Origin of the sequence: Corynebacterium sp. HMSC070E08 (genome assembly GCF_001808895.1) — a bacterium.
Classification (GTDB): Bacteria; Actinomycetota; Actinomycetes; order Mycobacteriales; family Mycobacteriaceae; genus Corynebacterium; species Corynebacterium hiratae.
Genome location: NZ_KV794798.1, coordinates 77,143 through 90,738, shown reverse-complemented (window position 1 = coordinate 90,738; position 13,596 = coordinate 77,143). Strand labels below are relative to the sequence as shown.

Below are 13,596 nucleotides of genomic sequence, written 5' to 3'. Positions count from 1 at the left end.
TCTAGCGATGAAGCAGGCCGTTGAGGCGAGACTCAATCTGGCCGCGGTGGTTGTTGTAGAAGTTGAGGAAACCTTGGAACACGATGGCCAAGACAACGGGAAGCACGAGGCCCCACAAACCCTCGAGTTTGGGCATAGAGGACTTCATGTCCTTCTCGCCGCTGGATTTGTTGTCGTTCGGCTTGGTGCTGCCGGGCTTGTCGTTGCCCTCGCCCTTGTTTCCGCCCTTGTTTCCGCCCTCGTTTCCGTCCTTCGCGCTCACGCAGTCCTTGATCGCGGCGTCGCCGGCGGCCACGGTGAGCGTCTGCGGTTCAGAGGCAATCTCCTTGCCGTCTGTAGTGGTAGCCGAGTAGCTGACCTCGAGCTTGTACATGCCCGGCTTCGTAAACGCCCAGTTGGTGTGGGTGTGGGAGGCGAAGGTGGTCTCAATGGAGTAGTCACCTTCGGCGGAGTTGATCAAGGGAGTAAAGCCCTTGCCCAACCCTTCGGTGGTGAATAGGCCCACCTGTGCGCCGTCGGGCATCTCAACGGGCTTGATGTTGAGGGTGACCGTGCCGTCTTTGTAGTCCTGGTAGTCAAGCGCCTGGGTGTTATAACCCGGCCAGATGATGCTCTGCTCTTGGGTTTGGGGGAGCAGGAAGAACTTATCCTCGCCCAGGTAGTCGAAGTCTTTGCCCTTGAGCGCCTCCGGGCGGGGGCGCAGGGCATTGTTGTGGATGGCGAGGACAACGTCATCAAGCGGGCGCTCGACAGTCTTCTTGTCTACGATGGCCGTCTCGTCCTTGAGGCGGGTGCGGAACTTATCGCCGTCACGAGTGACAGCGATATCGACGTGGCCATGGTCGAGCACCGCCTTGTCAACGCACGTACCGGTGTACTTTCCTGCCTCTGGCTTGGTGTTGTTGTCCGGGCTGGTGGAAGGGGCCTTGGAGGTTGTGCCGAGTGCGCCGCGGCCCTCGTATTTCTGCCCAAAGGAGAAGTTCTCGGTGAGCGTGATGCTTCCGGAATCTTGCTTGATGCTCGGGTGCGGGAGGATATCCAGGCGCACGGTATTGCCGTTGAAGCTTGCGTCTGCGCCGACCACAAACTCCGCGCGGCCGTTGCTGATGACCCCGTCGAATTCCACGTCGGGAAGCTCGCTGCCCTTGCTGAAGAAGCCACCATGGACGTAGCCTTCGAGCTTCTTATCGGCGGCCTCAACGATGATGCGTGTTGCGTCCTCGCCCTCCGGAATGGCCCGCGCGGACAGCTCCGGGTTAGATACCGAAACCTCTTGATCGGAGGAGAGCTGGCGGGGGTTGGTGGTCTCTGCCCAGGACTCCGCAGACTTCTTCGAGGTGGTGGAAAGCTCGGCGTTCTCTGAGTAGGCGAACTCCTCGGAGATCCAGCGCGGGCTGCCGTCCTCCGGGGTGTAGACAGCCTGGATCGTGGAGGACTCTGGGCCTAGGAACTCATCGAAGTGTGCTTGACCGTCTTTCACGGGCAGATCGGTGAGGAAGTAGCCGTCAATCAGCAGCGTGAGCGTGCCGTTGCTGCCGCCGGTGAAGTCGATGGAGGAGAGGCGCTCATCCCCATCCTTGTCTCCGGACTTTTTCGGAGCGATGGTCAACCGGTAGTCCTGTGCGCTGGCATCTCCCGCGGTGGCCTTGTCGAACCGCTCCTTGAGTGACGGTGTTGGATCGGCGGCCGGACGCTGACCGCCCACCTGGATGGAGGTGGTGGTCGGTGCGGAAGCGATGAGCTTGCCGTCCTTGTCGCGCGCGGTGGTGCGGTAGGTCAGCTGGTAGCGCCCAGGCTTGGTGAAGACGGTGTAGTTGTGGGTGTGCGTGCCGCTCGTCAGCCAGGCAGAATGCGGGGCACCCTCGGTGGTTCCGAAGAAGCGCTGCAGGCCGCCGGGGCCGGGGTAGTAGCCAAACATCTCTACCTCGCCGGGGCCATCAACGCTGAGGAGGTCGAGAGAAGCGATGTTGTCGCGGAAGTCATCGACAGGCAGCTCGGTGTCCGCACCGAAGCCCATCCATACCGGGTCCAGGCTGCCCTGTACGCGGGCAGGTGCCATGTAGTAGGTCGTGCCAGCCTTTCCGAGGAAGGAAAGTGCCGGGTCCTCGGGGACTGTGAACTGGTATTGGTTGCTTCCGTTCTGGTCCCAGCCTTTGCCCACCCAGGTGACCGTGTCGGCAAGGTCGTGGTTGCTTTCTGCGGAATGGCTCTTGAGGGTGAGAGAATTACCCTCCCAAAACGCCTTGGGGGAGTCGATGTGCGTTTGGGTGGCCACGTGCTTGCCGTCGTCGGGGCCGGCAACGGCGGTAGCGGGAGAGGCGAGGAGTGCGGCGCACGTAAGCAGAGCCGCGTAGCGGGTACGAACCACGATGGGAGACCTTTCTTCAGTTCTTGAACGAGAATTCACTATAGGGAATGGAAACCAGTACCGTTAAGTATGAGGAAAAGGTGCTGCTCAGCCTTAGTGGAAACGGAGTTCAACTACCCCCAAGTGGGGCGGGCGGTGCGGCGATGCGGCGCTGAACTACGATGGTGGGCATGACTGAAAAAACATCCGACGTCCGCGTCCGTTTTTGCCCTTCACCTACCGGCACGCCCCACGTGGGCATGGTCCGCACGGCACTATTCAACTGGGCTTATGCCCGCCACACTGGCGGTACGCTGATCTTCCGCATTGAAGACACCGATGCTGCCCGTGACTCCGAGGAGTCCTACCAGGCCATCATCGACTCCCTGAACTGGCTTGGCCTCGGCTGGGATGAGGGTGTCAACGTCGGTGGCCCGGACGAGCCTTACCGCCAGTCGCAGCGCATGGACATCTACGCCGACGTCCTGCAGAAGCTGAAGGATGGCGGCTACGTCTATCCGGCCTACTCCACCAACGAAGAGGTGCAGGAGCGCCACAAGGCAGCCGGCCGCGACCCGCAGCTGGGCTACGACAACTTCGACCGCGACCTCACCCAGGAGCAGATCGACGCTTTCGAGGCGGAGGGCCGCAAGCCGGTCTGGCGCCTGCGCATGCCGGACAAGGATTGGTCCTGGACCGACCTGGTGCGCGGCGAGATGACCTTCAAATCGGAGACCCAGCCCGACTACGTCGTGGCGCGCTCGAACGGTGCGCCGCTCTATACCCTGGTTAATCCGGTCGACGATGCGCTCATGGGAGTTACCCACGTCCTGCGCGGAGAGGACCTCCTGTCTTCCACGCCGCGCCAGCTCGCCCTCTACGAGGCGCTCGTGGAGCTCGGCATTGCCAAGAAGACGCCTGAGTTTGGCCACCTGCCCTTCGTGATGGGTGAGGGGAACAAGAAGCTGTCCAAGCGTGACCCGCAGTCCAACCTGTTCAATCACCGCGACAACGGCATCATCCCGGAGGGCATGCTCAACTACCTGTCGCTCTTGGGCTGGTCCCTGTCCGCGGACCAGGACATCTTCTCCGTCGACGAGCTCATCGCCAACTTCGACGTCCACGACGTGTTGGGTAACCCGGCTCGCTTCGATCAGAAGAAGCTCGAGGCCATCAACGCGGATCACATTCGCTTGCTGGAGCCGGCAGACTTTGCGCAGCGCCTGCGCGACTATCTCACCGAGTACACCGACTTCCCGGCGGACTATCCGGAGGAGAAGTTCGCTTTCGCCGCAGATCTGGTGCAAACCCGCATCAAGACGCTGTCCGACGCCTATGGCCTCATGTCCTTCCTCACCACGCCGGACACCGAACTGGAGCTGGATGAGAAGGCGGCCCGGAAGAACCTCAAGGAGGATGCGGTCCAGCCGCTGGAGGTTTCCATCGCCAAGCTGGAGGAGCTCGGGGAGTGGAAGACGGAGGAGATTGAGAAGGTTCTCTCCGCCGCGCTTATCGACGACCTCGGCCTCAAGCCCCGCAAGGCCTACGGTGCCCTGCGCGTAGCTATCTCTGGTCAGCAGGTCTCCCCGCCGCTGTTTGAGTCCATGGAGCTGCTGGGCAAGGAGTCCACGCTGGCTCGACTCAAGGCTGCGCAGGCGCTCACGCCGTGGAGCACTGAGTAGTCCTCCTGGGCAGTCTCACAGAGCTGTAATTTCGGGGCGTTAGGTGTCACTCCTAACGCCCCGAAAATGCTTTCTGGCCTGGCGATTTGTGTGTATCGGTAGTGCTGGATATAGTTATAAACCGTTGCAGCGAGCAGCGAGGGGTTAAAGCCCCGAGCTAGTTCGAAGCGACAATGGCCTATGGTGTAATTGGCAACACAACGGTTTCTGGTACCGTCATTCTAGGTTCGAGTCCTGGTAGGCCAGCAGTGATAACTGCGCAAGGTGCAGCAGCACTTCGCAATAAGTCGTCACAGTTCTAAGCCCCGTTCGTCTAGCGGCCTAGGACGCCGGCCTCTCACGCCGGTAACACGGGTTCAAATCCCGTACGGGGTACCACCACAGAGTGGCAAGCACGATGAGCTTGCCGCTCTTTTTTCGTATGATTGGCGACCATGCACTTCTACATTGTTCATGGATACCAAGCCAGCCCAGACAGTCACTGGTTCCCGTGGCTAGAGCGCCTGTTGACCGCCGATGGCCACACCGTTCGAACCATCGCGCTGCCGGAACCGAACGCTCCAAAGCTCGATGAGTGGGTAGAGGCGATACGCAACGATATTGGGCGTCCAAACGCTAATACCTGCATCATCACGCATAGCCTAGGCGGCACCGCGCTGCTGCACTATCTCACGGCCTTGGAGGGCGAGTGGGAGCTTCCTGGGCTCTTCATTGTCTCTGGGTTTGTGGAGAAGCTTCGCGTCATCCCAGAGCTTGACGAGTTCATTGGCCAGGCTCGCATCGACGTGCCTGCTGTCAAGCCCCACATCGCTCACACAGAGGTCTTCGTGTCCACCAACGATGTCCTAGTAGACCCCGCCCTCACACAGCAGCTTGCCGACGCCCTCTCCGCCGTGCCCATCACCATCCACGACGCGGGACATTTCCTTGAAGATGACGGCTATACCGAGTTTCCACAGCTGGGGGATCGCATCACGCGGTGGCTGCACAGTCTATAGTCCCTCAGTCATAGCTTTAAGCGCCTCCACGTGCGCCACGTAAGCCTGTGCGCCCGCCTCCGTGAGCGCGACCCACACGGCGTCCTTCGCGCGGGTAGAACCGTACTCTCGGGTGCGGCTAATGTAGCCGTGATCCTCGAGGTACTTTAGCTGTTTGGACAGCGTATCGGCGGGGAGCTCGGTGAACTCGGCGAGCTTGCTGTACCTCATTTGCCGGCCTGCGGTGGCGCCGGCGGAGTAGAGCGCAGCGCAGATTCTGAGGCGGTTAATCGGGTGGATAACTGGGTCCAGCTCAGGGGATTGGTTGGATGCTTTACTAGGCATTAGCGCCCTTTATGGCCGCGTTGCGGTTCTCGTAGAGCATCCAAGCCGTTGCTGCCGAAACAATGACCCCGCTGGTGATCATCCATGGCCATGTATCAGGCGTCGGCGTGGTGGAGAAAATCATTGCGCCGGGGAGCAGTACGCGTGACCACGTGGCGCGATCGTTTCTCGGTCCCGTGTTGGGGTCGAGCCGCACGAAGGGGTTCGCGATTCTGTCCTTGAGGAGGAAACCGAGAATGAACGTCGGTATGAGGAGTGCGAGTGTGTACCACCAGGACAGCTTGGTTAGCGCAAGACTGATGCCGATACCGAGCGCTACAAGTGCTACCGCCCACCAGCTCTGCGTCCAGGCGGTGCGCTGTTGAACTTCGTCAATGACTTTGAGTTCGTCGTTCATAACCTGACTCCCTTGTTTGCATCTAGTGCAAGTCTAACGGTTGCAATAGCGGCAACTAAAGGGGTGGGTTGCTCGCACGATCTGAGTGGTCTGGTTCTACCCCATACCGGCTAGGAACTTCGGCGAGGTAGTCGGGAAAGTCACAGGAGTACCAGGGGGTGAACCAGTGCTCAATTGGTCTAAGTCCTACCGGTATGCCTTTTCTGGTCATACACTGCAGGTACAACGCATTCCCGACAGAAAGGAGAGCGGATGGCGGAAGCTGAAAATCATCACTATCGCCGACGCGACTCTAGCAGATAGTACTAGGCGGCATCGCCATAATCCACAACTTCTTAAAGCCAACACTCGAGCGAAGTAGGAGCCTTGCACCACATGCTGTTAGCGCACGTGTCCTCCCGAACCTCTAGCGATGACTAACAAGTGCTCCGGCCCCAGCAGCCCACGGCACGCCAGCGGAATAACCACTGATTCGATCCGCGCCCAGGCCTTGAGAGCCAATGTTTCCATCGCAGCCGAAAGCGGCAACGAGGTTCGGGATTTTATCTGTGTAAAAGGTGCTTCTACGTGCCGATTTGTGCAACCTTTTGGGGATCCTATAGTGTTTAGCAAGTCCGCAACGGACAGCTAAGCGAGCCCCGTTCGTCTAGCGGCCTAGGACGCCGGCCTCTCACGCCGGTAACACGGGTTCAAATCCCGTACGGGGTACAACGAAAAGCGCTAAGCCATGCACGTGGCTTAGCGCTTTGCTTCTTTAGCGTGGGTGCTACACGATCATGATTTCCGCGTTGTTACCGCCGGTGCAGCGGATGATCTCGCGGTCGTCGGTCCTGCATGCGAGGTCGTAGGACTGGTGGGTAACCGGACTGGTGACCGAGATTTGTGGTGGGACGTATCCGCGTAGATCTTCCAAAGAGCTTATGGTGAGCCCCATGAGGTGGCCGGCAGTCGAGCGGGCAAAATCACAGCTGGTATTCGGCCCTGCGAGGATGTAGGTGATGTTGTAGCCATCACCTGTCTGGCATACCGTGGCAGGGGTGCCGAAGACATCGACCTTCGCGCCGTTAATCTGCTTCTCTGGCAGCTGCTCGTGGATGTGGTTGATCGAACCAATGCGCGCGGATTCAATTGTTTTCCGGCTTCCAGGTGGCATGACGTACTGTCCGGGCTCTACTCCCTGAAGGTGGGGAGGCGTCGTTTGTGGTGCCTGCCGTTGTGCAGCTTGCTGCTGTGCGCCTTGCTGCTGTGCGCCTGCTTGTCCTTCTGGAGCGGAGCCACCGGGAACGGTGGGCTCGGGGCCTGCAGGCACCTCGGCGTGGGAGTCGTCTTTAAGCGGCTGGAAAGCCGGATAGGTGTTTTTGAATGATGGCTCTGTTGCCTCAGAGGTGGCCGGGGCCGTGTCTGGGGCGGCGGTCTCGGTGGTGGTGGAGGAGCAACCAGCCGCGAGTAGACCCGTGGCGGCTACGGCGGTCAATGCCGTGAGGAATCGGCGTGCGGAGGAAGGGGTCTGCGGGGAAGTCATGACCCCACACTAACGCCCGCCTAGCCATATGGTGGGGGAAAACGGGGAAAGCTGCCCAACCCTCAGTGCAGAACACCGAGTAGGCGGGCAGCAAAAGTCTGTGCTAGCGAGTCTGTGCTAGCACGAGGAGCCTTAGTGGCAGTCCCAGTGACCGTCGTGGGCTGCGTGGCGGTGGCCATCGTGCAAGTAGTCCACGTGATCGCCGTGCGGGATGGCGACGTGACCGCAGCCCTCGCCGTGCTCGTGATCGTGGTCCTCGTGAATGTGGTGCTCGGACGTCTCGCACTCGTCCCAGTGGCCCTCGTGCTCACGGTGGATGTGACCGTCGTGCAGGTAGTCAGTGTGATCGTCGTGCGGGAAGGCAACGTGGCCGCAGCCCTCGCCGTGGGTGTGCGTGTGCTCGTCGTGGATGGTGTGGGTCATGATTCCTCCTCAAAGAATCGGGGGTTTTCACTCCATTTTCAGTAGCTGATAGTTACAGTAAAGCGAATTTTCACTATGTTTTCAATAGTGGGGGTGGGTGGGGTGCCCCACCCTGATGGCTGTGCACGAAGTGAAAGGTGATTCATATGTGAAAAGCGCTAGAGTAGGGAAATGATGAAAAAGTCTCTTCAGCACCGTTCTTCGCGCCTTCTGTCTGGCCTGGCTTCTGTCGTGGGCGCGTGCTCGCTGGCCATTGGGTTTGCTGCCCCCGCAATGGCTGGCGAGGGCGTGCCGGTTACCCAAGGCCAAAAGATTGTCGCCTCCGATGGTTCTCTGTGCAGCATCGGCTATGTTGAGGCCACTCGGGCATGGACCTCGGCGCACTGCGGTCTCAATGGCGAGCAGATGTATAACGACGCAGGTCAGCACGTAGGTACACTGCGCTGGTTCAAGCCCTCGGGTGCGGCGGGGCATGACCTGGCTTATATCCAGTTTGCCGGTGGGACCTACTCTGCGGGAAACCCGCTCACCGGAGATGGAATGGCACCCGTGCCTGGTGAGGGATCAACGGTGTGCTTCGACGGGCAGGCTACCGAGCGCCAGTGTGGCACCGCGGTGCGTGGCCCGGGGCTCTTCCCAGGAATGAACTACGTTGTGGACGTGGCGTTGGCGCCAGGGGACAGCGGTGGAGCAGTCTCCGTGCCGGGGCAGCCGGGTGTGGTGGGCATCTACCAGGGGATCACTCAGGCTAGCCGCGATGGGCAAACCATAACCTTCTCTAATTATGCTCGCATGCCGCGAGCAGACGAGCTGGCGCACTTGCCGCACCAAGGCTGGGTACCGCGTCGCCCCAACCGGGAGCCGGGAAACCCAGTGCGCCTGGTGCAGGAGAGGGGAGAGGCGCTGTCTTCGACGAGTAGCACGGGTCCGGAAGGGTTGCGCGGCCTAGCCATGTACTTCGGGCTGAGCATTTAAACAGCTGGCATCGAGACAGGTGGGAATTAGCGGGAGAGTTTTAGCGTCCCGCTTTCCCCGGAGCGTCGTGGGATAGCGCGGCGGTGAGGCGGGAGGAGGCGTCGACAAGCACGTCAGCGAACTTCTCCGCTGGGGAGGGGCGGAATCGTTCGGCGGAGCCGGAGACAGAGAGTACGGCGATAAAGTTGCCGGCGGCGTCGAAGACGGGGGCGGAAACGGAAGCGAGATTCGACTCGCGCTCCTCGATGGATTCGGAGTAGCCGTTGGTGCGCGCGAGCTCGACATCGTGCTCGCTAAAGAGGGCATTGGGAACGTGTACATCCGCAAAAGCTGCGAAGATGCGGGCGGCTGAGCCGGACGTAAGGGGTAGCTGGCGGCCGACGGGTACGACGTTGTGCAGGCCAATCTCCGGCTCGCGTGTAGCAATGCACGTGCGGGTTGTTCCAGATAGCTCATAGAGCTGTACGGACTCACCGGTGGCCTCAAGGAGCTCTTCCATGATGGGCCCGGCGGTTTCAATGATGCGATCGCGGTTGCCGGGAAGGGCGGGGCCCGCACCCCACTTTCCGTCGGGTGTGCGGGTGAGGATCCGGTGTGCCTCGAGTGCTGTGGCGAGACGGTGTGCGGTTGCTCGGGGCAGGCCGGTGGTCTCACAAAGCTCGTTAAGCGTGGAGGGGCGGTTGGTCGCGGCCATCATGATGGCAACTGCGCGATCCAATACCTTTATTCCTGATACTGCGCTATACTCTCCCATATAATGAAATCTACGTCCCATTAATTGAGATTTCAAGTGGAGAGAAACATGACTGAGAAATTGACACTCGCAGAGAAGGTATGGCGCGACCATGTCGTGCGCAAGGGGGAGAACGGCGAGCCTGATCTCCTCTACATTGACTTCCAGCTCTTGCATGAAGTTACCAGCCCGCAGGCCTTCGACGGTCTGCGCCTGGCTGGACGGACGATGCGGCACCCTGAGTTGCACTTAGCCACGGAGGATCACAACGTTCCCACCGTGGGTATAAAGACCGGAAATCTCCTGGAGATTAAGGACGAAGTTTCCCGTACACAGGTGTCTACCCTTCGCAAGAACTGCGAGGAGTTCGGCGTACGCCTGCATTCGATGGGTGATGCCCAGCAGGGCATTGTCCACACCGTTGGTCCGCAGTTGGGTATCACCCAGCCCGGCATGACCATTGTGTGTGGTGACTCGCACACCTCGACGCACGGCGCCTTCGGCTCCATTGCCATGGGCATCGGTACCTCCGAGGTTGAGCACGTCATGGCCACCCAGACGCTTTCGCTCAAGCCTTTCAAGACGATGGCTATCGAGGTTAGCGGTGAGCTGGCGGAAGGTGTTTCCGCCAAGGACTTGATCTTGGCTATCATCGCCAAGATTGGCACTGGCGGCGGCCAGGGCCACATTATCGAGTACCGCGGCGAGGCCATTCGCAAGATGTCGATGGAAGCGCGCATGACGATCTGCAACATGTCCATCGAGGCTGGTGCCCGCGCCGGCATGGTGGCTCCGGATGAGACCACCTTTGAGTACGTCAAGGGCCGCGAGTTTGCCCCGCAGGGCGAGGACTGGGATGCCGCGGTTGAATACTGGAAGACGCTGCCGACCGACGATGGCGCCGAATTCGACACCGTCGTCGAGATCGATGGCTCCGCCCTCACCCCGTTTGTCACCTGGGGCACCAACCCGGGCCAGGGTCTGCCACTGAGCGCTGTGGTGCCCGACCCGGAGGAGTGTGGTGACGACGGCGAGAAGGCCGCAGTCGAGAAGGCCCTGGCGTACATGGACCTCACGCCGGGCACACCGTTGCGCGATATCCAGATCGATACTGTCTTCCTCGGATCGTGCACGAACGCTCGCATCGAGGACCTGCGCGCCGCCGCCGAGGTAGTCAAGGGGCGTAGCATCGCTTCCGATACCCGCATGATGGTGGTCCCGTCATCGGCCGTGGTCAAGGCACAGGCCGAGGAGGAAGGCTTGGACAAGATCTTCACCGACTTCGGCGCTGAATGGCGTACCGCGGGTTGCTCGATGTGCCTGGGCATGAACCCGGACCAGCTGAAGCCAGGGGAGAGGTCGGCGTCGACAAGCAACCGCAACTTTGAGGGCCGCCAAGGCCCCGGTGGCCGTACCCACCTAGTGTCCCCGGCCGTTGCCGCAGCGACAGCAGTCCTGGGCCACCTGGCCGCACCAGCAGATATCGTCGATGCCGCCGTAGCCGGCGCCTAAGGAAAAGGAGAAGACAATGGAGAAGTTCGTAACTCACACTGGCGTCGGCGTTCCACTGCGAGTGTCCAATGTGGATACCGACCAGATTATTCCTGCGCGCTACCTGAAATCCGTTAAGCGAACCGGCTTTGCCGACGGTCTGTTTTCTAACTGGCGCAGCGACGAGAACTTCATTCTCAACCAGGAACCGTTCAAGGAAGGCTCTGTGCTTTTCGCGGGTCCGGATTTTGGTACCGGTTCCTCTCGTGAGCACGCGGTGTGGGCGCTTGCTGAGTATGGATTCAAGGCGGTGTTTTCCTCCCGCTTCGCCGATATCTTCCGCGGCAACTCTGGCAAGGCCGGACTGCTGACGGGGCTCATGGAGCAAGAAGACATCGAGCTCATCTGGAAGCAGCTGGAGTCCGGTGAAACCGAAACCACCGTTGATTTGGAAGCGCGCACGGTTACCGTTGGCGGCAACAGCTATACCTTTGAGATCGATGACTACACCCGTTGGCGCCTCATGGAGGGACTCGACGACATTGGGCTGACCCTGCGCAATGAGGCCGATATCGAGGCCTTTGAGGACAAGCGCCCGGGATTCAAGCCCCGCGTCGTAGCGTCTTAACGTGAGCAATGGAGGTGTGGGAGCATTCCCCGCCTCCTGTGTCGCCGGACACATTTCGGCGTTAACATCCTCGGCATGAGCAATCCTTATCAAAGCTTTAGCGGGGACAGTGGCAATCAGTTCGGCGGTGCAGGTGGGTATGGCGATTATGACTATCACCAGTCTGGGAGTTACGGCTACCAGCAACCCAACGGCTACGGCTACCAGCAGCCGGGAAGCTTTGGGTACCACCAGCCCGGCGCCGCGCCTGGCAATCCACCAGGCGGGGCCCCGCGCAGCCCATCGACGCCATGGATATTGTGGGCCAAACCTTCAAGGGCTACCTGAAGCAGCCTGTGCCAGGGATGCTGGCCATGCTGGTGCATCTCATTATCTCTTTTGCTCTTCTTCTTGTGCCGGGAACCGTTTTAGGCGGAATCTCCGCAGCGATGGAAGAAAGCGGCAGGGACATTGAACCCCTGGTTCCTACCGTGGGGATACCTCTTATGGTGGTCATGGCGCTAGCCGCCTACGCTTATCTCTGCTGGATGATGGCGAACCTCTTCAATGGTTCCCGGAAGATCGCTGATGGGGAGAAGGTCACCTTCCGCGACTACTTTAGGTTCGCCCAGCTGAGCGGGTGCGCAGGCGTCGAGGCGTGCTTCTTTATTCTGGTAATGATCGGAACTGTTGCGGGCGGATTCCCCGGGCTGATTCTCTATGCGCTCCTGTGGCCAGCGCCCGCGATCAAGGCGGATAACCCAGATAAGCCGCTCATCGATTGCTTCCGGGAGGCTATCAACCTGGTCATGGAAAATCTAGGGCAGTCGCTGCTCTTTATCTTGGTGGGCTCCTTGATCGTGAGCTTCGTCATATTTATCCCTATCGTAGGGGTGCTCGCGGCGTATCCAATCTGGGCGCTGGGAATGCTCCTCTTCACGCGAGCGATGCAGCGCCGCCCTGCAGCGCGGTGGGAATAAGGCAGCAGGGCAGCACTGAAGCTCCTGAGAGACGGCGGCGATGCCGTACTTAGCGCACAGGAAGCGGGCTAGCCAGGTAGTCCGCCCCGGTAAGCTCGCCGTCGTTGAAGGAAAGAACCCACACCGACGCCTTCTTGAACTTGAGTTCTTCGATTGGTTCTTGAATGAACTTCGGTGCGTAGGACTCGATGATGCCGGGAATGGTCAGCCCTTGGCTCACGATGACCGGAACGCCGCCGCCGTCGACCACGCGCTGGAAGGCAGCACGTGCGTCCTCTGGTGATTCGACGAAAACATCATCGCCGAAAGCCTTGTTAACGGCGATGTCCATGCCGAGTTCATCGGCCAGCGGGGCAGCGGTGTGCTGGCAGCGCTGCGGCGGGGCGCTATAAATGGCGGTCGGATGGAAAGGCGTGAGCATCGGCACGAGCATCTCCGCCTGGCGGCGCCCCTTCTTATCCAGCGGGCGCAGGTCATCATCGCCCTCCCAGGTGCGGCGCTGGTGCGCGCGTGCGTGGCGCACGTAGAGAACACGGGTCGTAGGCGCGAGGCGCAGGCGCTTCTTGGCCTTGGCCAAGACCTGAGCATCAACGTCATAGGAGAGCAATGCGCAGGCATCATCGATCTTCATCCAGCGCAGCTCGTCGGTTTCCTGATTCGGGGTGTACTCGCCATCGAGCACTTGCGCCAGCCAGTAGTAGACCACCTTGGTGCGGCCCTGTACTGGGTAAGCTACTTTGCCGATGAGTTTGCCCAAGCGCACGGTATAACCGGTTTCCTCGAGGATCTCGCGCGCGGCGGTAACAGGAAGGGATTCGCCCGGATCCACCTTGCCCTTGGGCAGTGACCAATCGTCATAGTGCGGGCGATGAATGAGGGCGACTTCCGGATCGTGCGGGTCACCGCGCCAGAGAACCGCGCCGGCGGCCAGGGTCGTGCGCTTAAACTCATCGGCCGGATCGACGGGCACTTCTTGGTGTCGACCGGAAATAAAGACCTCGGATTTAATGTCTTTGTCCGTCTCGTGCATGTTCTTTGCCTTGGGCATGCTGCTCCTTTTGCGCCAGTAGCTTCTAACCTTTTCCATTTTCCTCCACTTACTGCCGCGATGCAGCCT

At 60.3% G+C, this 13,596-nt stretch carries 13 protein-coding genes and 3 tRNA genes; 9 read left to right on the top strand and 7 right to left on the bottom strand.

Annotated elements, in window-relative coordinates:
* Position 1: 1 nt before the first annotated feature.
* The gene (locus HMPREF2526_RS12010; protein WP_070547371.1) at positions 2–2,368 is read right to left on the bottom strand and encodes a choice-of-anchor M domain-containing protein; all 2,367 of its coding nucleotides are present in this window, start codon (positions 2,366–2,368) and stop codon (positions 2–4) included.
* 161 nt (positions 2,369–2,529) lie between these two features.
* Here HMPREF2526_RS12010 and gltX point away from each other — a divergent pair, with 161 nt between their 5' ends.
* The 4 genes from gltX (at position 2,530) to HMPREF2526_RS11990 (ending at position 5,027) form a co-directional block, all read left to right on the top strand.
* Positions 2,530–4,029 (top strand): glutamate--tRNA ligase, encoded by a 1,500-nt coding sequence (gene gltX / locus HMPREF2526_RS12005; protein ID WP_070547370.1) that lies wholly within the window; start codon positions 2,530–2,532, stop codon positions 4,027–4,029.
* Between the two features lie 174 nt (positions 4,030–4,203).
* Positions 4,204–4,275, top strand: a tRNA-Gln gene (locus HMPREF2526_RS12000).
* Positions 4,276–4,331: 56 nt separating this feature from the next.
* A tRNA-Glu gene (locus HMPREF2526_RS11995) sits at positions 4,332–4,407 on the top strand.
* A gap of 56 nt (positions 4,408–4,463) precedes the next feature.
* Positions 4,464–5,027: an RBBP9/YdeN family alpha/beta hydrolase gene (locus tag HMPREF2526_RS11990; protein ID WP_049157187.1), complete on the top strand. Its 564-nt coding sequence runs from the start codon at positions 4,464–4,466 to the stop codon at positions 5,025–5,027.
* On the opposite strand, the gene HMPREF2526_RS11985 is transcribed toward HMPREF2526_RS11990, so the two are convergent.
* Positions 5,022–5,351, bottom strand: coding sequence for a transcriptional regulator (locus tag HMPREF2526_RS11985; RefSeq protein WP_070547369.1), 330 nt, complete (start codon positions 5,349–5,351; stop codon positions 5,022–5,024). The genes HMPREF2526_RS11990 and HMPREF2526_RS11985 overlap by 6 nt on opposite strands.
* Positions 5,344–5,748: a hypothetical protein gene (locus HMPREF2526_RS11980; protein ID WP_070547368.1), complete on the bottom strand. Its 405-nt coding sequence runs from the start codon at positions 5,746–5,748 to the stop codon at positions 5,344–5,346. Before HMPREF2526_RS11980 ends, HMPREF2526_RS11985 begins: the two co-directional genes overlap by 8 nt.
* 635 nt (positions 5,749–6,383) lie before the next feature.
* Here HMPREF2526_RS11980 and HMPREF2526_RS11975 point away from each other — a divergent pair.
* Positions 6,384–6,456: transfer RNA gene (locus HMPREF2526_RS11975), tRNA-Glu, on the top strand.
* 58 nt (positions 6,457–6,514) lie between these two features.
* Here HMPREF2526_RS11975 and HMPREF2526_RS11970 read toward each other — a convergent pair.
* Both HMPREF2526_RS11970 and HMPREF2526_RS13090 read right to left on the bottom strand, forming a co-directional pair.
* Positions 6,515–7,270 carry a hypothetical protein gene (locus HMPREF2526_RS11970; RefSeq protein ID WP_070547367.1) on the bottom strand — a complete coding sequence of 252 codons (756 nt, stop codon included), beginning with the start codon at positions 7,268–7,270 and terminating at the stop codon, positions 6,515–6,517.
* A gap of 132 nt (positions 7,271–7,402) precedes the next feature.
* Positions 7,403–7,693 (bottom strand): hypothetical protein, encoded by a 291-nt coding sequence (locus tag HMPREF2526_RS13090; RefSeq protein WP_070681158.1) that lies wholly within the window; start codon positions 7,691–7,693, stop codon positions 7,403–7,405.
* Positions 7,694–7,864: 171 nt separating this feature from the next.
* Here HMPREF2526_RS13090 and HMPREF2526_RS11960 point away from each other — a divergent pair, with 171 nt between their 5' ends.
* Positions 7,865–8,668, top strand: a complete 804-nt coding sequence (locus HMPREF2526_RS11960) for a chymotrypsin family serine protease (RefSeq protein ID WP_049154912.1) — start codon at positions 7,865–7,867, stop codon at positions 8,666–8,668.
* A 40-nt stretch (positions 8,669–8,708) separates the two neighbouring features.
* Here the strand turns inward: HMPREF2526_RS11960 and HMPREF2526_RS11955 are convergent, their stop codons facing one another.
* Complete coding sequence (locus HMPREF2526_RS11955) at positions 8,709–9,422, bottom strand: IclR family transcriptional regulator (protein ID WP_049154911.1); 714 nt, start codon at positions 9,420–9,422, stop codon at positions 8,709–8,711.
* A gap of 48 nt (positions 9,423–9,470) precedes the next feature.
* Here HMPREF2526_RS11955 and leuC point away from each other — a divergent pair, with 48 nt between their 5' ends.
* The 3 genes from leuC to HMPREF2526_RS11940 all read left to right on the top strand — a co-directional run bounded on the left by leuC (position 9,471) and on the right by HMPREF2526_RS11940 (position 12,479).
* Complete coding sequence (gene leuC, locus HMPREF2526_RS11950; RefSeq protein WP_070547366.1) at positions 9,471–10,913, top strand: 3-isopropylmalate dehydratase large subunit; 1,443 nt, start codon at positions 9,471–9,473, stop codon at positions 10,911–10,913.
* A 16-nt stretch (positions 10,914–10,929) separates the two neighbouring features.
* Complete coding sequence (gene leuD, locus HMPREF2526_RS11945) at positions 10,930–11,520, top strand: 3-isopropylmalate dehydratase small subunit (protein ID WP_070547365.1); 591 nt, start codon at positions 10,930–10,932, stop codon at positions 11,518–11,520.
* A 290-nt stretch (positions 11,521–11,810) separates the two neighbouring features.
* Entirely contained in the window at positions 11,811–12,479 is a 669-nt protein-coding gene (locus tag HMPREF2526_RS11940) for a hypothetical protein (protein ID WP_246819895.1), read from the top strand.
* A gap of 49 nt (positions 12,480–12,528) precedes the next feature.
* On the opposite strand, the gene HMPREF2526_RS11935 is transcribed toward HMPREF2526_RS11940, so the two are convergent.
* Positions 12,529–13,527 carry an NUDIX hydrolase gene (locus HMPREF2526_RS11935; protein ID WP_070547364.1) on the bottom strand — a complete coding sequence of 333 codons (999 nt, stop codon included), beginning with the start codon at positions 13,525–13,527 and terminating at the stop codon, positions 12,529–12,531.
* Positions 13,528–13,596: the final 69 nt, after the last annotated feature.